This is a genomic window from Pelistega sp. MC2 (assembly GCF_900099475.1).
Lineage (GTDB): Bacteria > Pseudomonadota > Gammaproteobacteria > Burkholderiales > Burkholderiaceae_B > Taylorella > Taylorella indica.
Map to the genome: position 1 here is coordinate 985,273 of NZ_LT628275.1, position 22,808 is coordinate 1,008,080.

17 protein-coding genes are annotated in these 22,808 nt (G+C 39.1%); 7 read left to right on the top strand and 10 right to left on the bottom strand.

Translation table 11 applies throughout. The features are described from left to right. The first annotated feature begins 59 nt into the window (after positions 1–59). Both rpiA and phoU read left to right on the top strand, forming a co-directional pair. Positions 60–737 (top strand): ribose-5-phosphate isomerase RpiA, encoded by a 678-nt coding sequence (gene rpiA, locus BQ4443_RS10310; protein ID WP_071058908.1) that lies wholly within the window; start codon positions 60–62, stop codon positions 735–737. A 64-nt stretch (positions 738–801) separates the two neighbouring features. Next, positions 802–1,533, top strand: coding sequence for a phosphate signaling complex protein PhoU (gene phoU / locus BQ4443_RS10315; RefSeq protein ID WP_023949084.1), 732 nt, complete (start codon positions 802–804; stop codon positions 1,531–1,533). Positions 1,534–1,677: 144 nt separating this feature from the next. On the opposite strand, the gene BQ4443_RS10320 is transcribed toward phoU, so the two are convergent. Then, a complete protein-coding gene (locus BQ4443_RS10320; protein WP_023949086.1) occupies positions 1,678–1,950 on the bottom strand; it encodes an oxidative damage protection protein in 273 nt (90 codons plus the stop codon). 13 nt (positions 1,951–1,963) lie between these two features. After that, positions 1,964–3,325 carry an amino-acid N-acetyltransferase gene (argA, locus tag BQ4443_RS10325; RefSeq protein ID WP_023949088.1) on the bottom strand — a complete coding sequence of 454 codons (1,362 nt, stop codon included), beginning with the start codon at positions 3,323–3,325 and terminating at the stop codon, positions 1,964–1,966. Between the two features lie 115 nt (positions 3,326–3,440). On the opposite strand from argA, the gene hrpA reads away from it, so the two are divergent. Further along, positions 3,441–7,280: an ATP-dependent RNA helicase HrpA gene (gene hrpA / locus BQ4443_RS10330; protein WP_071058910.1), complete on the top strand. Its 3,840-nt coding sequence runs from the start codon at positions 3,441–3,443 to the stop codon at positions 7,278–7,280. A gap of 153 nt (positions 7,281–7,433) precedes the next feature. Then, positions 7,434–10,928 carry a DNA polymerase III subunit alpha gene (gene dnaE / locus BQ4443_RS10335; RefSeq protein WP_071058911.1) on the top strand — a complete coding sequence of 1,165 codons (3,495 nt, stop codon included), beginning with the start codon at positions 7,434–7,436 and terminating at the stop codon, positions 10,926–10,928. Positions 10,929–10,933: 5 nt separating this feature from the next. Here dnaE and BQ4443_RS10340 read toward each other — a convergent pair whose 3' ends face one another. Together BQ4443_RS10340 and BQ4443_RS10345 are read right to left on the bottom strand one after the other, a co-directional pair. After that, entirely contained in the window at positions 10,934–11,686 is a 753-nt protein-coding gene (locus BQ4443_RS10340) for a YdcF family protein (protein ID WP_071058913.1), read from the bottom strand. Beyond that, positions 11,683–12,639: a glycosyltransferase family 9 protein gene (locus BQ4443_RS10345; protein WP_023949094.1), complete on the bottom strand. Its 957-nt coding sequence runs from the start codon at positions 12,637–12,639 to the stop codon at positions 11,683–11,685. Before BQ4443_RS10345 ends, BQ4443_RS10340 begins: the two co-directional genes overlap by 4 nt. Before the next feature lie 144 nt (positions 12,640–12,783). On the opposite strand from BQ4443_RS10345, the gene msbA reads away from it, so the two are divergent. Then, entirely contained in the window at positions 12,784–14,565 is a 1,782-nt protein-coding gene (gene msbA / locus BQ4443_RS10350; protein ID WP_071058915.1) for a lipid A export permease/ATP-binding protein MsbA, read from the top strand. Between the two features lie 88 nt (positions 14,566–14,653). After that, a complete protein-coding gene (locus BQ4443_RS10355; RefSeq protein ID WP_023949098.1) occupies positions 14,654–15,001 on the top strand; it encodes a hypothetical protein in 348 nt (115 codons plus the stop codon). A gap of 303 nt (positions 15,002–15,304) precedes the next feature. On the opposite strand, the gene rng is transcribed toward BQ4443_RS10355, so the two are convergent. Then, on the bottom strand, positions 15,305–16,768 hold the full coding sequence (rng, locus tag BQ4443_RS10360; RefSeq protein WP_071058917.1) for a ribonuclease G: 1,464 nt from the start codon (positions 16,766–16,768) through the stop codon (positions 15,305–15,307). A gap of 148 nt (positions 16,769–16,916) precedes the next feature. Here rng and folE point away from each other — a divergent pair, with 148 nt between their 5' ends. Then, on the top strand, positions 16,917–17,609 hold the full coding sequence (folE, locus tag BQ4443_RS10365; RefSeq protein ID WP_023949100.1) for a GTP cyclohydrolase I: 693 nt from the start codon (positions 16,917–16,919) through the stop codon (positions 17,607–17,609). Here folE and bioD read toward each other — a convergent pair. Genes bioD through bioA form a run of 5 tightly spaced genes read right to left on the bottom strand, consistent with a single transcriptional unit; the run spans position 17,539 to position 22,087 of the window. Continuing rightward, complete coding sequence (gene bioD / locus BQ4443_RS10370; RefSeq protein WP_071058919.1) at positions 17,539–18,243, bottom strand: dethiobiotin synthase; 705 nt, start codon at positions 18,241–18,243, stop codon at positions 17,539–17,541. The genes folE and bioD overlap by 71 nt on opposite strands. Beyond that, positions 18,240–18,992, bottom strand: a complete 753-nt coding sequence (bioC, locus tag BQ4443_RS10375) for a malonyl-ACP O-methyltransferase BioC (RefSeq protein WP_071058920.1) — start codon at positions 18,990–18,992, stop codon at positions 18,240–18,242. The genes bioD and bioC overlap by 4 nt, the downstream gene beginning before the upstream one ends. Continuing rightward, entirely contained in the window at positions 18,985–19,644 is a 660-nt protein-coding gene (locus BQ4443_RS10380; protein ID WP_023949104.1) for a pimeloyl-ACP methyl esterase BioG family protein, read from the bottom strand. Before BQ4443_RS10380 ends, bioC begins: the two co-directional genes overlap by 8 nt. Beyond that, the gene (locus BQ4443_RS10385; RefSeq protein WP_071058922.1) at positions 19,641–20,795 is read right to left on the bottom strand and encodes an 8-amino-7-oxononanoate synthase; all 1,155 of its coding nucleotides are present in this window, start codon (positions 20,793–20,795) and stop codon (positions 19,641–19,643) included. The genes BQ4443_RS10380 and BQ4443_RS10385 overlap by 4 nt, the downstream gene beginning before the upstream one ends. Next, a complete protein-coding gene (bioA, locus tag BQ4443_RS10390) occupies positions 20,792–22,087 on the bottom strand; it encodes an adenosylmethionine--8-amino-7-oxononanoate transaminase (protein WP_023949106.1) in 1,296 nt (431 codons plus the stop codon). The genes BQ4443_RS10385 and bioA overlap by 4 nt, the downstream gene beginning before the upstream one ends. Positions 22,088–22,808: the final 721 nt, after the last annotated feature.

Here is a 22,808-nt window from a genome sequence, read left to right on the forward strand (position 1 = left end):
TCAACAACAGTTATATAAGTTTATATAATACGATTAATGATTGTGTCTAAGGAATTCTTATGTCTTTTTCTCAACAACAGTTAAAAGAGCAAGTGGCTAAAGCCGCAGTTGATTATATATTGCCATTATTAACACCTGAGTCTATTGTGGGTGTGGGGACAGGATCAACAGCTGATTTATTTATTGATGAATTAGCTAAGCACAAAGACAAATTTAAGGCGACTGTGGCGAGCTCTGAAAGAAGTACTCAACGCTTAGCTCAACATGGTATTAGCGTATTGAACTTAAATGATGTCCAAAGCATGGTAGTGTATGTGGATGGTGCAGATGAGATTAACCCTTTATTACAAATGATCAAAGGGGGAGGTGGCGCTTTAACACGAGAAAAAATCGTCGCTTCAGTGGCAGAGCAATTTGTCTGTATCGTAGATGAAAGTAAATTGGTGGATCAGTTAGGTGCGTTTACCTTACCTATTGAAGTGCTCCCAATGGCATTACAAAGTGTATCTCGCAAAATGGTTGCATTGGGAGGTGTCGCAAAACAAAGGGAAGGATTCATTACTGATAATGGAAACCCAATTATTGATGTCGCTGGTTTTTCTCTTGCTGATGCTCGTGAACTTGAAGGTAAGATTAATGATATCCCCGGTGTCGTCTGCTGTGGTTTTTTTGCTTTGTCACCAGCAACAGTTGCGTTAGTATCTACCCAAGAAGGCATTAAAATCCTAACAAAATGACAATTGTAATAAACTAGTCATAATTGCAGGATAAACTCACTGTATTCTTTTTAATAGGTGCAATATGATTGAACATAGCAATAAACGTTACGATAATGATTTAGAGTCAATGCGTTCTGAATTATTACGCATGGGTGGCATTGTTGAGTCCATGATTCAGGATGCTATTAATGCGCTTGATACAGGTGATTTTGAACTTATCAGTCGTGTGTTAGATAATGAAAAACAAGTAAATGACTTAGAAGTTGCCCTTGATAAACATATTGCTGAAATTATCGCTAAAAATCAACCTACGGCGATTGATTTACGCTTATTGATTTCTGCGTTAAAAATGTTAACTGATATGGAAAGATCAGGGGACGAAGCAGAGAAAGTGGCTAAAATGGCACGTCGCTTATATGAAAATCATAAGAACTATGAGCCACTTGTTGAATTACGTCACATTGGTCAATTAGTTATTAGCATGTTGCACAAATTATTAGATGCTTTTGCACGTAATGATGCTGTAGTTGCCGCTGAAGTTGTTCGTGGGGACAAACAAGTTGATAAAGAGTGGAAGACCTTATTACGTACTTTAAGTAGTTACCTAATTGAGGATCCACGTAATACAACAGAAACAATTGATTTAATCTTTATTGCACGCTCATTAGAGCGCATTGGGGATCATGTCAAAAATATGGCAGAACGAATTATCTACCTTGTTCAAGGTGAAGATGTTCGTCATACAGGCGTTAAAAATGCAGAGCGTGTTGCTCGTGGTATAGAGACAACTACAGATGAGGCTGAACAATCATAGTTGTTGAGCTTTATTAGAGAGGGACTAGGAGTTTCCATATTAGCTACTAGCCCACATGCATAAGCCACAAAAAAGCCACTGTCTAGCGAGATCTAACAGTGGCTTTAATCTTTTCCTAATCAGTATAGATGTTTTTTCTATGTACTAGGCGCTAGGAGGTACATAACCTTGTGCTTCTACATCACGATCCTCAAATAAATAGCTTTCCATTTGTTGTTTAACATATTTACGTGCACGAGCATCGGCTAAATTTAAACGATTTTCATTGACGATACGCGTCTGAATACTTGTCCAGTTTTGCCAAGCTTCACGAGAAATGTTCTTATAAATTTGTACACCGATTTCACCAGGATATGGTGGATAGTCAAGACCAGGTGCTTCTTTTTTTAACTTAACACATTGAACCATTCGTACCATAATATTTAATCCTTTAAAGTTTCTTAATAAAAATAAGACTGTTTCTAGCTCGATTGTAATTCATTTGTTTTTCTGCGGGCAAGTCTTCTACCTTACCTTGCGTAAATCCACGTTTGATAAACCAATGTGAAGTGCGAGTAGTTAGGACGAATAAATGTTTTAAGCCTAAAGCACGTGCTTTGGTTTCTGTGTGGCGCAGTAGTAGCTCTCCTTCACCAGAGCTCTGCCAATCAGGGTGAACGATTAAGCATGCCATTTCACCCATTTTTTCATTAGGATAGGGCATAAGAGAGACACAACCATAAATAATGCCGTCATGTTCTAGTATGGTGAATTTTTCCACATCACGTTCGATAATATGGCGTCCGCGAGGGACTAAGGTGCCATCCGCTTCAAGAGGCTCAATGAGGCTGACAATTGCTCCGACATCATCAATCGTAGCAGGACGTAAATCATCTAATGTATCCTCTACCACCATTGTACCGACACCGTCATGGGTGAAGTACTCTAATAAAATACTACCATCTAAGTCATGAGGAATGATATGAGCACGTTTTACGCCACGGCGTACTGCTCTAGAAGATTGTTTTAAATAATTAGCAAACTCAATATCCAATTCTAATTGCTCTGAAGTTTGTAAAAGTTTATCCACATCAGCGCGAGCAATTTCAGTGATAACTTCGCCATTTTCATTACGTAGAAGATTGGATTTGTTCATAAAAATAAGTTTTTCAGCTTTTAGACTGATCGCAATATTGGTGGCTAGCTCCTCCATCGCAATATTGAAAGCTTCTCCGGTTGGTGAAAAACCTATGGGACCAAACAAGACAACAGAGCCTAATGAGAGTGCTTTTTGAATGGACTCAATATCAAATTTACGAACTTTCCCCGTATGTTTGTAATCCACGCCATCAATAATGCCTGCTGGTTGAGCCGTGACAAAATTGCCTGAAATCACATGGATATGAGAATTTGACATTGGGGTATTTGGTAGCCCTTGGCTAAATGCCGCTTCAATGTCTAGACGAATTTCTCCTGCTGCCTCTTTACAACATTCAAGTGCCACCGCAGATGTAGGTTCAACCGTTAAGCCAAATTGAAAATCAAAGCCTTTTAGACGTAATTGCTCATTGACTTGTGGGCGTGAACCAAATACTAATACGAGCTTAACTCCGAGTGCAGTGAGTAATGAAAGGTCTTGTACTAAGGCATTTAGCTTACCTTCTTGGACTAAGTCACCACCGAAGCCCACGACAAACGTTTTCCCTCGCATGGTATGCACATACGGCGCTACTTCACGGAACCAGCGAACAAATTGTGCTGGTGCATATTCTGGTGCATCAAGAGCAGAAAAAGTTTCAATAGTGTTTGTCATTTGGGAAAATTGATTCTCTAAAAATAAGTAAAAATCTGATGAAATGGCTATAAAAGCCCATCTAAAGTTAATTCCAAAATTATAATGTTGGATAGCATTAAATTTACTATCCTCTATGAAAAAAAATCAAAAAAAACCTCAAATCGTCGTAAATCCATCACCGACAGCTCGTCTTGTTCGAGAATTGCCATCTATTGAGTATGATAGCGAGCTGCCAGTAAGTGCTAAAAAAGAACTTATTGCAGACACTATCCAAAAAAACCAAGTAGTGATTGTGTGTGGTGAAACAGGGTCGGGTAAAACAACGCAGTTACCCAAAATTTGTTTAGAACTAGGGAGAGGGCAGCAGGGGTTGATTGGTCATACTCAGCCACGGAGGATTGCGGCAGTATCGGTGGCAAAGCGTATTGCTCAAGAGTTAAAAACAGAGATAGGTGACTGGGTTGGCTATCAAATCCGCTTTAATGATAAAACGGGGCCTAATGCGGCTATCAAACTAATGACAGACGGGATTTTGCTTGCTGAAACCCAGCAGGATCCTTTGTTAAAAAAATATGATACCTTGATCATTGATGAGGCGCACGAGAGAAGCTTAAATATTGATTTCTTATTAGGTTTATTAAAAAATATTCTTCACAAAAGACCTGATTTAAAATTGATCATTACGTCAGCGACAATTGATGCGGAAAAATTTGCTCAACATTTTGCCGATCGCAAAGGTAATCCTGCACCAGTTATTGAGGTGTCAGGACGGCTTTATCCTGTGGAAGTGCGTTATCGTCCAATAAGAAATGTAGATGAGGAAGAGTCTGCTGATAATACGAACAAATCCACACGCATGGATAGGGATGAGGAAAAAGAACTCGTTAATGCCATTGTTGATGCCGTGGATGAATGTTCTTTAGTGGGTAGTGGCGATATTCTTATTTTCCTACCGGGTGAACGAGAAATTAGGGAAACAGCGGAAGCATTACGCAAACATAAATTAGGCACAATGCACATATTACCCTTGTTTGCCAGAATGTCGCAAGCCGATCAAGAGAAGATTTTTCAACCGTCAAGCAATCTTAGACGAGTGATTTTAGCGACCAATGTGGCAGAAACCTCTTTAACTGTACCGGGAATTCGCTTTGTGATTGATAGTGGCTTGGCTAGAGTTAAGCGCTATTCGTGGCGTAACAAAGTAGAGCAATTACAGATTGAAAAAATTAGCCAAGCTTCAGCCAATCAACGAGCAGGTCGTTGCGGTCGTATTGGTGCAGGTGTATGTATTCGCTTATATGATGAGGATGATTTTAAACTACGTCCAGCCTTTAGCGACCCTGAGATTTTACGTTCATCGTTAGCCTCCGTGATACTCAGAATGAAAGCGTTAAGGCTTAATGATATTGAGCGCTTTCCCTTTGTGGATGCACCGACAGGCAAAGCCATTGCTGATGGCTATCATATCTTGCATGAGCTAGGGGCGATTAATGAGCATAATCGTATTACACCGACAGGTAAATTATTAGCAGAGTTGCCCTTAGACCCCAAGATTGCTCGTATGATTTTAACGGCGAGAGAGCAACAAAGTTTAAAAGAAGTATTAATTATCACGGCGGCTTTGTCAGTACAAGATCCGAGAGAAAGACCGTTTGATGCGAAACAGCAGAGTGAACAAGCACACGCCAAATTTAAAGATGAGAAATCGGAATTTATATCGTATTTAAAACTTTGGGATTGGTATCACGATAAAGTGACCCATAAAGCCTCACAACGTAAATTAATTGAAGGATTACGTAAAGAATATTTGTCGCCAATAAGATTAAGAGAGTGGCATGACATTCATACGCAATTATTAAGTCTGGTTGCCGAAAAAGGCTGGCGGATTAATCAATCGGAGGCAACCTATGAACAAATTCATAAAGCATTACTCAGCGGTTTATTAGGGAATATTGGTTTAAAAAGTGAACAAGATAATCAGACGTATCAAGGAGCGAGAGATATTCGTTTTGTGATTCACCCAGGATCCAGTCTGAATAAAAAAGCTGGTAAATGGATAATGGCGGGTGAACTAGTTGAAACCTCACGCTTATTTGCGAGAATTATTGCCAGAATTGACCCTCAGTGGATTGAATCATTGGCAGGGCATTTATTGAAAAAACAATGGTCAGATCCTCATTGGAATAAGCAACAAGGTTTGGTGCAAATTAATGAGAGAGCGTCATTATATGGTGTGCCGATTTATCAAGGACGTAAAGTACATTACGGCAGAATTGATGCAAAGGCGGCTAGAGAAGTATTTATCCGAGAAGCGTTAGTCACTGGTGAGATTAATAGCCAGCTCCCTTTTATTCTTAAAAACAATCGTTTAATTGAAGAAATTGAGCGCTTAGAGCATAGAGCGAGACGACCAGATATCTTAGTTGATGATGAGTTGATTTTTGCTTTTTATGATAAATTAATTGCTTCAGAGGTACACCAAACAGCGAGCTTAGAAGCTTGGTATAAAACACTTTCGCCACAAGAACAACAAGCTCTGGTTTTATCCAAAGACGATTTAATGCGGCATGAGGCAGCAGGTATTACCACACAAGTTTTTCCTAAAAAATTTGTGTGGGATGGCTTGGATTTACCACTGAATTACCATTTTGAACCAGGATCCCCTAAAGATGGGGTGACAATGACAGTGCCTGTTTATGCCTTACGACAAATTGATGCTGTAGCGGCACAATGGTTAGTGCCGGGAATGTTAAAAGAAAAAGTGCAGTTGCTCATTAAGTCACTACCGCAAAAAATACGTCGTCATTGTGTTCCTATTCCTGATTATGCCAGAGAGTTTTATTTACGCCATGAGAGTAAATTGGATAAGCCCAATATCCCTTTATTGCAAGCATTGATTGACGATATATGGGAGCAGAAACAGGTACGTGTCAAGGAAGAAGACTTTAAACAAGAGACTTTGCCACCGCATATGCAGATGATTTTTAAAGTGGTGGATGAACATGGACGAATGCTATCGGCAAGTCGTAATCTCAGTCTATTAAAAGCAGAACATGCCTCACATACACAAGCGTCTTTCCAAAAAGTCGCTGAACGTGATAAAGAAGTAGCTGAGTTATTGACCATTGACAATATTGTGGAATGGAATTTTGGCGAGCTACCTGAGATCTTAGAAATTAAGCGTAAAAATCAATCCGTGATAGGTTATCCTGCCTTGATTGACAAGGGTACTCACTGTGCCATTGATGTGTTTGATGAAGTTGAGGAAGCACAAGCGCATCACAGAAATGGTTTATTGCGCTTAGTGAAAATAGCCTTAAAGGATCAGATTAAGTATTGGCAAAAAAATATTACTAACTTGACCAAAATGGGGATGCTTTATTTACCACTAGGAACTCAAGAAGAGTTGCTTTCCCAAATAATTGACTGTGCCTTAGCACAAATTGCGTTACAACCACCATTTCCTGTTAATCAATCTATGTTTGAAGAGCGAAAAGTAGCTGCAAAAGAAAAGTTAGGCTTGTTAGTCAATGAAGTGGCTAGGACTACCTTGCAAATATTGGAGCAGTGGCAGCAGACACAGAAAAAAATGGTGGCCATTAAAGCCTTTAAAAATGCGTATCAAGATATGAGTGCTAATCAAGCGCAGTTAATGCGGAAGAATTTTTTGACTCAGTATGAGTTCCAACATATCCAACAGTTTCCACGGTATTTAAAAGCGGATTATATACGGACTGAGAAATTAATCGCTGATCCTAGTCGAGATGAACGACTAATGAGTGAAATGTTGCCATTGTTAAGTAATTATCAACGAGCAATTGCTCAGCGAAAAGGAAGGGAAGACAAGGGGTTAGAGGATTTTAGGTGGCTATTGCAAGAATTACGAGTTGCCTTATTTGCACAAGAATTAAGAACGCCTATGCCTGTATCGGTTAAGCGATTACAAAAAGCATGGTTGATGTTGGCGGTGTAGTTTTCATGGCTTAGTCGCTTAGACTTTTAGTCACTTAGTTTTCTAATGTTTATTCGCTTAGTGTTTAGGTGTTGACTTGGTTTAAGGTGCTGATGAGGCACAACTTGGTATAATACGCTATTGTGCGTTATTGTTTTTTATTGGCTTGATATTATGACATCCACTCCTAGTTTTGTTCATTTACGTAGTCATTCAGAATTTTCTGTCGTGGATGGCATTATTGGTGTTGGCGATTTAGTGAAAACAGCCAAGCAATTCAAGCAGCCTGCACTGGGTTTATCTGATTTGTCGAATTTTTTTGGACAAATTAAATTTTATAAGCAAGCCCGTAAAGCCGGTATTAAGCCGATTATTGCGTGTGATTTATGGCTAAGCAATCCAGACGATGCTAATAAGCCGTTTAGATGTTTATTAATTGCGAAAAATCACCAAGGCTACTTGCGTTTATGTGAATTAATTTCACAAGCATGGCTGGAAAACACACAGTATACCCACGCAGAAATTCGCAAAGAGTGGTTAGAAAATACGGACGGCTTAATCGCCTTATCAGGTGGTTTACAAGGTGATATAGGACATGCCATAGCGGTGGGTAATATTGCTCAAGCCACAGCCTTGTGTAAGGAGTGGCAAGCTAAATTTCCTAATGCTTTTTATCTTGAGTTACAACGGGCAGGCTTTGAGGGTGAAGAAAATTATATCCATGAAGCCATTAAACTTGCCCAACAGCTACAAATCCCCGTAGTTGCCACACATCCCATTCAGTTTTTGAAAGCAGATGATTTTGAAGAACATGAGGCACGAGTTTGTATTGCTGAGGGAGAATTACTAGGGGATGCCAATCGTCCTAAGCGTTTTAAACCTAGCCAGTATATGAAGAGTACAGAGGAAATGACGGCCTTATTTGCGGATATTCCCTCTGCCCTAATAAATACCGTTGAGATAGCCAAGCGTTGCAATGTTGAGATTGAATTAGGACGACCTCAATTACCCTTATTCCCAACACCAGATAATATTCCTTTAGATGAATATTTGGTGTATTTAGCGGAGCAAGGTCTAGCCAAACGGATGAAGCATCTCTATCCTGACGAGCAAGAGAGAGCAAAACAATATTCTACCTATAAAGCACGTTTGGATCTTGAGTGTAAAACGATTATTTCTATGGGATTCCCGGGTTATTTCTTAATCGTTCAAGACTTTATTAACTGGGGTAAAAATAATGGTGTACCTGTGGGGCCCGGACGTGGTTCAGGGGCAGGCTCGCTCGTGGCTTATGCACTAGGGATTACGGACTTAGATCCGCTGCGTTACGATTTACTGTTTGAGCGATTCTTAAACCCAGAGCGGGTTTCTATGCCTGACTTTGATATTGATTTTTGCCAAGATAATCGTGAAAAAGTGATTGACTATGTTAAGGATAAGTACGGTCGAGGAGCTGTAAGTCAGATTGCCACTTTCGGTACGCTAGGCGCAAAAGCGGTTGTTAGAGACGTGGGACGTGTTTTAGAGATGCCTTATCGCTTATGTGATAATTTATCCAAGCTTATCCCCTTTAGTCCAGCTGACCCATGGTCACTTGAGAGAACACTTGCCGAAGAACCAGAATTTCAGCAGCTCTATAACAGCGATGATAAGGTCAAAACCATTGTAGATCTTGCCAAACCCTTAGAGGGGCTAACGCGTAATATTGGTATGCATGCTGGAGGGGTATTAATTGCCCCCGGTAAATTGACTGATTTTTGCCCACTCTATTGCCAACCCGGTAGTACGTCAGTAGTTTCTCAATATGATAAAGGGGATATTGAGGATGTGGGTTTAGTGAAGTTTGACTTCTTAGGCTTACGGAACTTAACGATTCTGGATTGGGCTGTCCGTTATGTGAGACGCTTTAATGAGGCGCAAAAAGAATTTGACTTAATGAGCCTACCGCTCGATGATAAGAATGCCTTTGAATTATTATGCTCAGGTAATACCACCGCTGTTTTCCAGCTAGAGTCACGTGGTATGAAAGAATTGCTTCGCAAATTATTGCCTAGTACCTTTGAGGATATTATCGCAGTGCTTGCTCTCTACCGTCCGGGTCCATTGGAATCTGGTATGGTTGATGACTTCGTTAATCGTAAGCATGGGCGTGCAGAGGTGGATTATTTTCACCCTGATTTAACCCAGACCTTATCAAGTACCTATGGGGTGATTGTTTACCAAGAACAGGTGATGCTGATTTCTCAAATCATTGGTGGTTACTCATTAGGTGGTGCCGACTTATTACGTCGTGCGATGGGTAAGAAAAAGCCAGAAGAGATGGCAAAGCACCGTGAGATTTTTGAAAAAGGGGCGGTTGAAAAGGGCTATGACGGTGCTTTGGCTGTACGCTTATTTGACTTGATGGAAAAGTTTGCTGGCTATGGCTTTAATAAGAGTCACTCGGCAGCTTATGCGCTAATTGCTTATCAAACCGCATGGTTAAAGGCTTACCATCCTGCCGAATTTATCGCGGCGACTATTTCCTCTGATATGGATGATACGGACAAAGTTCAGGTATTCTGGAAAGATTCCTTGGACAATGGAATTACTGTGTTACCGCCAGATATTAATCTATCGGTGTATCGCTTTGAGCCTGTCTTGGACGAGAGTAGCAAAAAAGGCTTACCGCCTAAAACGATTCGCTATGGACTAGGAGCGGTTAAAGGGACGGGGCAATCTGCTGTTGAAAATATTGTGTCTGTCCGTGAGCAGGGTGGTGCCTTTAAAGACTTATACGATTTTTGTAGCCGCATTGATCGCCATACGGTAAATAGACGCTCTATAGAGGCATTGATTAGAGCAGGGGCTTTTGACTGCTTGAATACGAATAGAGCGGCATTATTGGCGAGCTTAAATCAAGCCTTAGAGGCGGCAGACCAAGTACAATCCAATGCCGACCAGTTTTCTTTATTTGAAGATGACTCCAGTAGTTTAGTTGATGCCGAAATGGCTAAAGTGGCACCGTGGGACTTATACACCTCCTTATTGGAGGAAAAACAAGCCTTAGGATTTTATTTTAGCCACCATTTATTTGATGTCTGGCGTGATGAAATTAGACGCTTTATCCCTACCACACTCAAGAATTTAAGTGAGTCTAAAGACTTGGTTTGGATAGCGGGGGTATTTGTAGGGGTGCGTAGCTTTGTCACCAAAGGTGATGGGGCTGATGCGGGTAAACGTCTCTATTTCTTGATGCTAGATGATGGAACAGCACAGATTGAAGTCATGTGTACCGAAGAGGTGTATCAACAAAGCCGTCATTTGCTACAAGCTGATCATCTAGTAATTGCTCAAGCCAAAGTCAAGGTAAATCGTTTTAATGGAACGCTGCGTATCACCGCAGAAGTGCTACACGATTTACAATCTGCACGAGAATTAAAAGCACGTCATTTAATGCTCACGCTATGTGAAAAGAATAGCCCACAAGTGCTACGGTTCACCCTTAACCCCTTCCGTGCAGAGCCTGAAAATGGCGTACCGGGCGTATGGGTAAGGGTGAGCTTGTCGATTAAAGATAAATTTAGCTGTGAAATGCGCCTAGGTGAAGATTGGCGTGTGAGAATGTCCCCAGATTTATTTAAACAATTGACGGATAAACAAATTCCTTATGAGGTAGAGTATTTTTAACAAACTTATATCCAACCTCGAACCCAATAGGTCACGATACCAATATATTCCTTGATAATAGAGCGACTAGCTTCAAGGGCGCGTGCATTAGGAATATAAGGATTAATAGCATCAGTCAGTGTAATTTGTGGGGGATTGGCAGCAGCAATAGGGTCATATCCTAATTTTTTCATTACTGCCATAGAGCGAGGCATATGCAGGGCAGAGGTGACTAATAAGATTTTCTCTAGCCCTTTTTCTTTCAGGAGTTTATCCACATAAAAACCATTCTCACGCGTTGTCGTACTTTGACTTTCAAGGGTAATCGCGGTTTTAGGGATGCCTCTATTTTGGAGCTGTATTGCCATGCCTTTTGCCTCGCTCACTGAACCGTCTAACGCAGCACCAGACACAATGATAATAGGTGCTTTATTCATAAAATATAAATCATCGGCGGTATCAATACGAGCGTGTCTAGATTCTTTGGAATAAGGGGCAAACCAATTAGAGCGGTTATTAGCTGTGTTTCCACCAAATACCACAATAGCTTGTGCCGTGGGTAATGAGACGGGAGGGGTATAGGGATATAAGCTTTCTAAATAGCCCCCTGTTTTGTAAGACGTAATAGGAAGAGACCAGATAAGCACCCAAATCACCCCTGCACTCATGGTGAAAAAGGCAAGCTTTTTACGTTGCAGTATGGCAAATAATAAACCAACAACAACGAGGAAAATACATAGATTAAGCGGAATTATCAGAGAGATAATATAACTTTTCATACTACTTTCTTAATAGACTCATTAACGTCTTCAACAGAAGGCCAGTGGTTCATTTTACCCAAAATAATGGCTTTTGACGACCATGGGCCCGTTCTTTCTGCTTCAGTCACACCGATTAAGGTAATTTGATGTTTGGCGCTGATGCTGGCTAAATGAGAAACGCCAGAGTCATTGCAAATCACAACAGATGCTTTTTCAAGTAATGCCACAAAAGCCCCTAAGCTCACCGGTGGTAATAGCTGTGCGGTAGGTGCATTTTGTAATGCCATCTCTTTTTCATTAGGAGGAGGGCACATAGCAACAGTAAAGCCTTCAGACTGAAGTTTTTTTGTTAGTGTATCAAAAAACGGCCATACTTTTTCTCGTCCATGGTGTTTTCCCGTTGCTGTTGGGGCGATGAGAATAAAAGGTTTATTAGCTAACGCCTCTGTTACCACCGCGTGTGCTTGCTGATAATGGTCTATGGTGAGAGGGAGACTAAGTGCTTGATTAGGCTGTTTTTCTGGTGAAAACCCCCAAGCGCTCAAGGCTAAGTAAGTTAATCGATACCAAGACTCGACAGCATGTAAGGATTCTTTAGGCTTATCAAATGCCCACTTGAGAAGGAGTTGCCTGCCATCATCTTTGTAACCCGCACACGCTAAACCAGCTAACCTAAAGGTCAGTGCACTTGTTAAGGAGTCGGGTAAGAGTAGCCCAACACTTTGTTTGTCAGTGTTGTATTGTTGTCTATGTTGCTTGATGCGTTTTCTATCTTCGGACCATTTGCCTGTCAGAGGAATAAAGCCTATATTAGTAAAGCCTTTTAATAAGTCTTGCGCCCATGGTTTTGCACATACAATGACTTCACATCCAGTTGCAATGACAGCATGTAATGAAGGGAGGCTCATGCAGACATCACCTATCCAGTTAGGTAAACGAATATAAATACGACCAATAGGTGATACAGCCATAATGTAAAACTACTAATGAATAATGATAAAAAAATACTAAGAAAGATATTGAATATAGCGTAATTGCATCAACTTTACATGAAAATTTATATATACTCTTTAAAATAACAAAAAAATCTTAAATTTTATTGATAGAGAAAGGTTTTGAATTTATTCAGCAGAAAAAAAGAAGTACAAGACGGTACACAGTCAGTAGATAGAACCCTATGGATTCGGTTATATCAACGAGTAGGTCAATACTGGGTGTATTGGTTGGGTGGTTTTCTGTGTATCTTATTGGGATCAAGCACACAACCATTGATGGCTTATCTGATGAAGCCTTTATTGGACGAAGGATTTTTAGGTGCACAAAAAAGCTTTATTTGGATGATTCCTATTACCTTAATTTTATTGATGATGGTGAGAGGGGCAGCCAATTTTAGTGGTGCTTACTTGATGGCATGGGTAGCCAATAAAGTCTTGTATTCTTTGCGCAAGGATATGTTCCATAGTCTAATGGGTTTGCCTGATCAGGAGTTTCAAAAAGGAGATACGGGTCGCTTATTAAACCGTTTTACCGTAGATGCTAACCAAGTTACCGCCAATGCGACAGAGGTAGTAACGACTATTGCGAAAGAAGTAACGATTATTGTCGGTATATTTGGGATGTTGCTGTTTTTGTCTTGGCAACTGACCTTGATTATTTTAATCGTATTCCCCCCAGCCGTATTTGTAGGACGTTTTTTTGCAAAACGCTTGCGTAAAATCAATCGCCAGAATATTGATGTTAATGCAGACTTAACTAAAATCATTAAAGAAGGCATTGAAGGGCAACGTGTTATTAAAATGCATGACGGTATGGCAACAGAGCAAGTGCGGTTTGATAATGTCAATGCTTCTTTGCGTCAGCATGCGATGAAGATTGCGACAGCTGAGGCAGCAATGTCGCCATTAACACAATGGATTATTTCGTTTTCTCTAGCGGCTGTGATTGCAATGGCACTCTATCAAGGCAGTAAGGGTGTATTGACTGTTGGCGGATTTATTGCCTTTATTACAGCATTAGGGCAGATTTTTGATCCAGTTAAACGCTTAACAAATATTGCTGCTAAAGCTCAACGTATGATGATGGCGACAGAAAGTGTATTTAAACTCATTGATACGCCCAAGGAAACCTCAAAAGATAATAAGACTGCTATCGTGACACCTGATAGTGAAATTGTATTTGATCATGTGATCTTTAGATTTCCTGGTGTTGAGAATGATACGATTAAAGGCTTAAATTTCACTGTAAAAGCAGGACAGGCAGTTGCTTTTGTGGGGCGTTCAGGTAGTGGTAAAACAACGTTAGTGAATATGTTGCCTCGCTTTGTGGATCCAACAGGCGGACAGATTTTATTAGATGGGACACCATTAGATGAATTTGACATAGGGAGCTTGCGTCAGCATATTGCCTTAGTAGGACAGCATGTATTCTTATTTGATGGAAGCTTAGCGGATAATATTGCTTATGGTGTCAATAAAAATGTTACTAATGAGCAAATTATGCAAGTGCTTGAAGCGGCTAACCTAAAGTCTTTTGTTGAATCACTACCTCAAGGCTTGGCAACTCCGATTGGAGAGAATGGCGCTTGGTTATCAGGTGGTCAAAGACAACGTATCGCTATCGCCAGAGCCTTATTAAAAAATGCACCTATCTTGATTTTAGACGAAGCGACCTCAGCTTTAGATAATGAATCTGAAAAGTTAGTGCAAGAGGCGTTAAATCAATTGATGGAAGGCAGAACGACTTTTATGATTGCCCACCGATTATCGACTATTCAAAATGCTGATCGCATTTTAGTCTTAGATGACGGTAAAATTATTGAAGAAGGGACACATGAGTCTTTACTGAAATCAGGGGGGCTATATGCCTCACTTAATGCGATTGCACAAAAAACAGAATAATAGTTACTGTCGCTGATAGAGACGGATATCTTATTAACTTTATTAAACAATTAGGTAATAGTATATCTGTGATTTAAAAGGATAACGAATGAATAAACCAGAAAATTGGGGTTATGAACATCCCGAAGTTGTTGGACCAAATGCCTTAATGTTTTTTACATGGGATTTATCTAAAACAATTGAAATCGCTTTTAAAGAGGCTGATCCTGAAAATATTGAGCAATACTTAAATGTGGCTCAATCTTCTATTGATGCGTTATTGCAAAAATATGTTGAGTTAAAAGCCGCACCTGATATTTTTGAAGGGCAAAGCATCAAGCTTAGAGTGGATCGCACGGATAGTGGAGAAGGCTTGTTGATTGCTTTACAAACATCAGAAGCATTAGAAGAAAAAATTATTGCTATGCAAAATCGTACGCAAGCAGGGCATAGTTAGTTATTATCGCTGGTTTTTGGCTCTGGTGATCTCATTTAGTGTTTTGTTTTAGAGGCGATTCCTTTAAGCCTCTTTACGCAAAACATCAGTCAGGAATAGTTGCTTGTCAATTTGTTGACGTTATCCCAGTCCTAAAGAGTGGTGTTTTATGGTAAGAATCTGATAAACGGCTATTTCTGCAAAAAGGTACTGCTCTCATCGATTATTAAATAAAGAACGCTAGTTAATTTGTAGAGATGGGTTTATAGAGTAAAGGCTTTTTTCCTATTTTGCCCACTCAGCCATTGTCTCTTACAGTCTAGCTTACAGCAACACAATATCATACATTTCTTGGGTAAACGAATTATCGACTTCTAGGCTAATCGGCTTACCAATGAAGTCATCTAACATGGCTAAGTAATTACTTTCTTCATCTAGAAAAAGATCTATCACTTCTGGTGAAACAATTAATCTAAACTCTTTAGGATTAAACTGTTTTGCCTCACGTAATATCTCACGCATAATAGTGTAGGCTATTGTTTTTGCGGTACGGATATAGCCCTTACCCTCGCAAGTATGGCATGGTTCAGTGAGTAAGGCGGTTAAAGAGTCACGAGTTCTTTTACGCGTCATTTCCACTAAACCTAATGAAGAAAAGCCACTGACAGAGGTTCGTGTACGATCTTTGTTGAGTGCTTTTTGTAGCTCAACTAATACAGCCTCCTGATGAGCAAGATTATCCATATCAATGAAGTCAATGATAATAATCCCACCAATATTACGTAGACGTAGCTGTCTAGCAATCTCAACCGATGCTTCTAAATTAGTTTTAAAAATAGTATCGTTAAAATTTCGGTAACCGACAAATGCACCAGTATTGACATCAATACTGGTTAATGCCTCTGTTTGGTCTATCATCAAATAGCCACCAGACTTTAAATTAACACGTCGTGATAAGGCGATATTAATTTCTTCTTCGATATTTGCCGTATCAAAAAGTGGTTTACTGCCACTATGGTGTTTAATCTTATCTGTAATTTCTGGCGTATAAATGCTTGCCCACTCTCGTAGATATTGGCAAGAATGACGCGAATCAATTTCTACTGAGACCGTATCAGGCACGACTAAATCACGCATGACACGTTCGAGTAAATCTAAATCTTGATAAATCAACGATGGCGCCGCTTGTTTTTGAATGGACTCCTGTAGTTTTTTCCAGCGTAGATTTAAATACTCCATATCACGTTTAATCTCTTCTTCACTGGCTAATTCTGCTTGAGTACGAATAATATAGCCACCTTTTTCATGAGGTGACATAAGGCTAGCCACTTGATTTTTTAGCCGTTCTCTTTCTATCTCCGATTCAATTTTTTGAGAAACACCAATATGATTATCAAAAGGCATATAGACCAAAATACGCCCAGCAATACTAATTTGATTGGATAAACGAGCCCCTTTAGTATTAATAGCATCTTTAATCACTTGTACCATAATGGTTTGCCCCTCAAACAAAATCTTTTCAATTTGCATCTGAGGCAAGCCATTGTTTCGAGCAATGCGATTCTCACGTAAATCAGCAATATGGATAAAAGCCGCTTTTTCTAAACCAATATCAATAAAAGCACTCTGCATACCAGGCAATACACGAAGAACTTTACCTAAATAGACATTACCCACTTTGCCACGTTGGCTAGACCTTTCGATGTGCAGCTCTTGTAGCGTACCTTGCTCCATTAGTGCAACACGTGTTTCAAAGGGGGTAATATTGACGAGTATTTGTTCATTCATTTTTAATCGTTGGCGAGAGATTCGGTAAATTCACTTAATAGATTGTTTATTATAAAAGGGTTTGGGGTAAAATAGGCGATTACTTAGTTAATTCAACGGCTTTCTTTTTGTTAGCGTTGAGATAAAGAGATATAAAAGGGATAGTTACGTGGAACAAAATAACGAAAATAACTATATTTCAACCGTCATTCGTCAGCGTGTTCAACAATCAGGCAAGCGTTTTTTTGCTAATGATAATATTGCTGAATTTATTAAACCGGGTGAGCTTGAACAGCTTCAGGCAGAAGTGCAATCCAAGCTTGTTGATGTATTGAATAGTTTAGTTATTGATACCGAAAATGATCACAATACTCAGGAAACAGCTAAGCGTGTTGCCAAAATGTATATTCAAGAGGTATTTGCTGGTCGTTATGTCCCAATGCCAGAACTAACAGAGTTTCCTAATATCGAAAAACTTAATGAGCTAATCATTGTTGGGCCAATTACAGTGAGAAGTGCGTGTTCACATCATCTTTGCCCTATCATGGGGAAATGTTGGATTGGCATTATGCCAAATGAACAGTCTAATCTGATAGGTTTATCTAAATATGCACGATTGGCGCACTGGGTTATGCAACGCCCACAAATTCAGGAAGAGGCGGTTGTTCAATTATCTGATCTACTTATTGAGAAAATGAATCCTGACGGATTGGCAGTAGTGATGAAAGCAGATCACTTTTGTATGCAATGGCGTGGCGTTAAAGATATAGATTCTAAAATGATTAATAGTGTTATGCGAGGTTCTTTTTTACGTAATTCTGATTTGAGAAAAGAATTTTTGGCATTGATTGATCAGAAATAGTCATTTTCTCCATGGTAGTAAATTGTGTCTCTGGAAAATAAGTCTGTAGATAATTTCTTAAAAAGGATAGTGTATCTTGGCTGATGATCGAGTCACCTTCGGGAAAACGATTGTAAATAACACTATGCAAGGGAATTTGCCTTTGGGCACATGCTTGTAAGCTTAATAGCGTATGATTAATGCTCCCTAATTTACCCGAGGTGACTAAAATTAGAGGATATTGTTGTTTTTGTATATAGTCAATAATGGTATCTTGGTCATTATAAGGTACATAAAGACCTCCTGCTCCTTCTAATAGGACGATATCATAGGTCTCTAGTAATCTCTGGGTGCTTTGAGTGATAAGATTTTCATTGATTTCTTTATTTTCGAGTTTGGCTGCTAGATGAGGGGAACAGGGAAACTCAAAAACATAAGGACAGGTAATCCCTGCCAAATCTTCCTCAGTTACGGTGATACCTTGGAGTTGACGATGTTTCATAATGTCATCAGAATAGGTTTTACAACCTGTTTGTACAAATTTCTGTGTGATGACTTTTTTTCCTTGGAGCATTAATTTTTTTGCATACCAAGCAGTAGCAATGGTTTTACCAACATCTGTATCAATTCCAGATATAAAGATTACTTGTTTCATTTTTTTCTCGCGAGTAAGAAGAGGGGGCTATAGCTTAGAGAGACTTCACCAGAACTGAGTCTGAAGTGGTATTGGTAATCAGCTATAAATTGACGGAGTTTGGTTCCAGTCCATAGGTTCTTTTGTATACCACTGACACCAGTAAATTTGAGGTGTTGCAAAATATGTAGAGGAGATTCAAAGGGTAATATCCAATCTTCATGCTGGCAGAGAAGTAGCTGAAAATCTTCCTCTAACCAAGTACGCCAATCGCTGATATCGGGATAGTTTAGACCAATATGGGTGAGTGTTTTAATTTCTTTTAGATTATTTTGTGTAAAAGTTCCTATGAGTAGATAACCATTGGTTTGTAAATGTTGAGCACATTTTTTTAGGAAATGTTGTGGTTGGTTTAACCACTGTACTGTAGAGGCACTAGCAATTAATTGATTGTGTGGTGGAAAGGGAATATGCTCAATATCTCCCTCTATAAATGTAAAATCTATAGAGGGTAGCTTTGTTTTGATATATGCTTGCATTGAACATAGATCGTTGAGTATCCAATGATTGATTGTGAGGTTTTTGTACATCATCTGGGTCAAAAGTCCAGTACCACAACCAATTTCAAAGACCTGATTAAATTGATCACCAGCATACTGTTTGAGTAGTGTTATAAGAGTATGATTAATGCGTTGTTGTGCGAATGCATTATGATCATAGCTAGAGCATGCTTGACTAAAACGTAGTCGAACAAGATTTTTATCAATCATACATCATCTCCCAAAAGTTTTTCCATTCTGTAAAATGGTGGAAAAGTAGATGTGCATAGGGATATTCAATGACTTTACAGCGGTTTTCCCAATAACGATATAAATTTACAGGGGGGAAAATGCTATCGTTACGACTGATAATGGCGTTTTGCCAAGTGATCAAATCTTTTTGAGTATCATTTGTAATGGCGCTGGAGAGAAAATGTAATTCTGTGCGAATGTCTTCAAATTCTCTATAGTCTTGGCGTTGGATATAATCTGAAAGTGTTGTTTTGTCCAAGCACATACGATGTTCAAAATAATGACGTGTTTGAGGAGATAGCTTATTTAATGTGCGTTGGAAAATATGAGGAGGAATGCCAGTTTGAGCATGGCAGGGTGTTCCTGTTCCATTGATAGCAGTCGCAGAAAGTAGTTTGTAGTTATGCATCACTCTTTCTGCGACCCAGACTCCCATTGACCATGCTACTACGCGAATAGATTGATAGACGGTGAAATTAAAATTGCATATTAAATCATGGTATTGGTAACAAATTAGTAAATCTGTATGATCAGGCAATTTTAAATGCTTGACTATACTAGGAGGTGTTCCCCAACCTGCAAAATAAACAAGAAGATGTTCTCCTTGATGATTTACAAATTCTGTTTTCATACGAGCTCCTGTAAGCAATCTAAAAATTGCTCTAATTCATGTTGTTGTATATCAGCATTCAAAGAAAAACGTAGGCGAGCTGTATTTATAGGGACTGTAGGCGGACGAATAGGTAAGCAATAATAGCCATGTTGCTGTAGTTTTTTAGCTAATTCAAGTGCTATATGATTGTCATGAGTGATGTAAGGAACAATACAGCTTTGACTAGGCATGTTGACGTTAAATCGTTTAATGAGGGATTGCCGTAAAAAATGGCTCATAGTTTGTAAATGTTGGCGCTGTTGGGAGAGAAGAGGTAATTTCTGGATAATAAAGTGCGTCCATGCAATATTAAAGGGAGGGATAGTAGTAGAAAAAATAAGAGGACGCATTTTATTAATGAGCAGATCACGAATAAGGCGTGATGAAATAAGATAGGCACCTATTGAGGCTGCCGCTTTTCCAAACGTACCGACGAGAAAATCAATATCTGAAATACAATTTAGCTCTTCCGCTAGACCTAGTCCTTTCTTTCCATAGAGTCCAAACGCATGTGCTTCATCTACATACAGAAGAATATTGTTATATTGTTTTTTTAATTGAATGAGGGCTGTGAGATCTGTAAAATCACCATCCATACTGAAAATACTTTCTGTCACGATAATGATACGCTGATAAAGAGAGGCATTGTCAGTAAGAAGAGTAGCTAAATGCTGGTAATCATTATGCCGATAACGTAGAAAATCACATCCTGCCAAACGAATTCCATCAATGAGACTAGCATGAACAAGTTTATCTGCAATGATTAGACTATTTTTATCCGTAATGGCAGGTAGAATGCCAATATTGGCATGGTAACCACTGTTAAATAATAAACAACTTTCTTGTTGAAATAGATCAGCCATTAACATCTCTAATTGCTGATACTGAACAAAGTTTCCAGTCAGTAAGCGTGAAGAGGTACTAGAGAATAAGGGTATATCACCTCTGTATTGTTCTAGAAACTCTTGCTGAAGTTCTTTTTTATAGCTGAGTCCTAAATAATCATTGCCAGATAGGTTGAGACAATATTGACCATTAATTTCTACGAAGCGTCCTTGGTGGAGTAGATTAGGAATTTGACGGAACTGGTGATGATTCTTCAAATTTTTGATTTGTTGATGAAAATTCATGGAGTTACTCCATATTCATCGTCTAGTGCATTAATCATGCCGGTAATGAGTTGAGTCAGCTCCTGTGGACTGATAATATAAGGAGGCATGAGATAAACTAGTTTTCCAAATGGCCGAATCCAGACACCTTGCTCTACAAAGCGTGGCGTTAAGGTTTTCATATTGACAGGAGTATGCAACTCTAGAACGGCAATTGCACCGAGGATGCGTAGCTCTTTGATATAGGGACGAGATGATATAGGTAAGAGTAGTTTTTGAAAAAGCTCATTAATATGATTGACTTGCTTCTGCCAGTCATTTTCGATAAGTAATTGCAAGCTTTCGTAGGCAATGCTACATGCAAGTGGATTCCCCATAAAGGTTGGACCATGCATAAAACACTTTGCATCACCAGCACAAATTGTCTCAGCAATATGAGATTGTGTAATGGTGGCTGATAGGGTTAAATAGCCTCCTGTTAATGCTTTACCTAGGCAGATAATATCTGGAATGACTGCTGCATGCTGATAGGCAAAAAGCTTACCCGTTCTCCCAAAACCTGTTGCAATCTCATCAAAAATAATTAACACTTGATACTGGTCGCAAAGTGCTTTTGCCTGATGTAAGTATTCCGGAGAGTAAAAGTACATACCCCCCGCTCCTTGCACAATAGGTTCAAGAATTAAAGCAGCAATATCTTGGTGATGCAGTTCGAGAAGATTTTTTAAGGGCTGAATATCCTCTACTTTCCATGACGCTCCAAAAACTGTTGATGGTTGAGGAAGGAAATATTGTAGTGGAAGGTTCCTTGTAAAAAGGTTGTGCATACCCGTATCTGGATCACAGACAGACATTGCATGCCACGTGTCTCCATGATAACCAGAACGAATAGTGGCAAACTTCTGTTTTTTGGTTAGACCTTTCGCATGCTGATATTGCATTGCCATTTTCATGGCAACTTCTACTGCAACTGAACCGCTATCCGCAAAAAATATTTTATTTAGATCAGGATGGAGTAAAGTTAATAGCTGCTTTGCTAGGCGAGCTGCTGGTTCATGAGTGAGACCACCAAACATCACATGACTCATTTTTGATAATTGTTGATGTGCAGCTTGATTTAAGCGGGGGTGATTATAACCATGAATAGCTGACCACCATGAAGACATGCCATCTATTAGTGTATGCCCATTTTTTAATGTAATTGTGGCTTGGTGCGCATGATCTACAGTGAATATCGGCATATCGTTATCAATGCTGGCATATGGGTGCCAAATATGATTTCTATCAATAGAGAGAATTTCTTGCTCTGTCATTTTTCCTCCTAATGCATAAATGAATTCTAGGAAAAAGAAAATGAGATGAGTATTTAAATAAGAAGATAGGATAATAGGGATTTATAGTGAAAATAAACGAAGTTAGAGGAAAATAAAGGAAAAAGTTTGTGTTTGCGACATAAACTTTAAAAAAATCGGTGTTTTGTTACGAGCGGATTGTTGTTTAAATCATACATAAATAGCTTATAGACGCTAAAATAATACAAACTATTTTTATAAGTCCCTCAACGAAGTAGTTTTTGTACAGCAGTTCTTATCATAATTTGTAAGTGTTGTTTTTTTGGGAAAAATTAAATATCAAAATAAACAAACATCTTAAAGATTTATTTGTAAGTTAAGTTTTTATATTTTTTATAATGTGCTTCTATAAATAAGAGTTGAGTTTTGGTGGTAGCATTAATGTACTCATTGCGGTGTAAAGCATGTTAAAGAGAAGTAATTTTAGCTTTATTAAGATAAAAAGTTTTTAAAAGGCTTGACAGATAGTTAGAAGTTCTTCATAATTACATTCTTTCCTGCTGAGGCAGCGATTAATCAAGTCGATAAGTTGCTTGAAGGTTGGCTGAAGAGGCGGGGGAGGTTAAGCGAGTTAAGTTGACGATAGTGAGTGGATTTAACAACAGTTTAAAAATAAATTAGAAATTATTTTTAAAAAGTGCTTGACAGGATGTAGTGAAGTAGTTCATAATTACATTCTTTG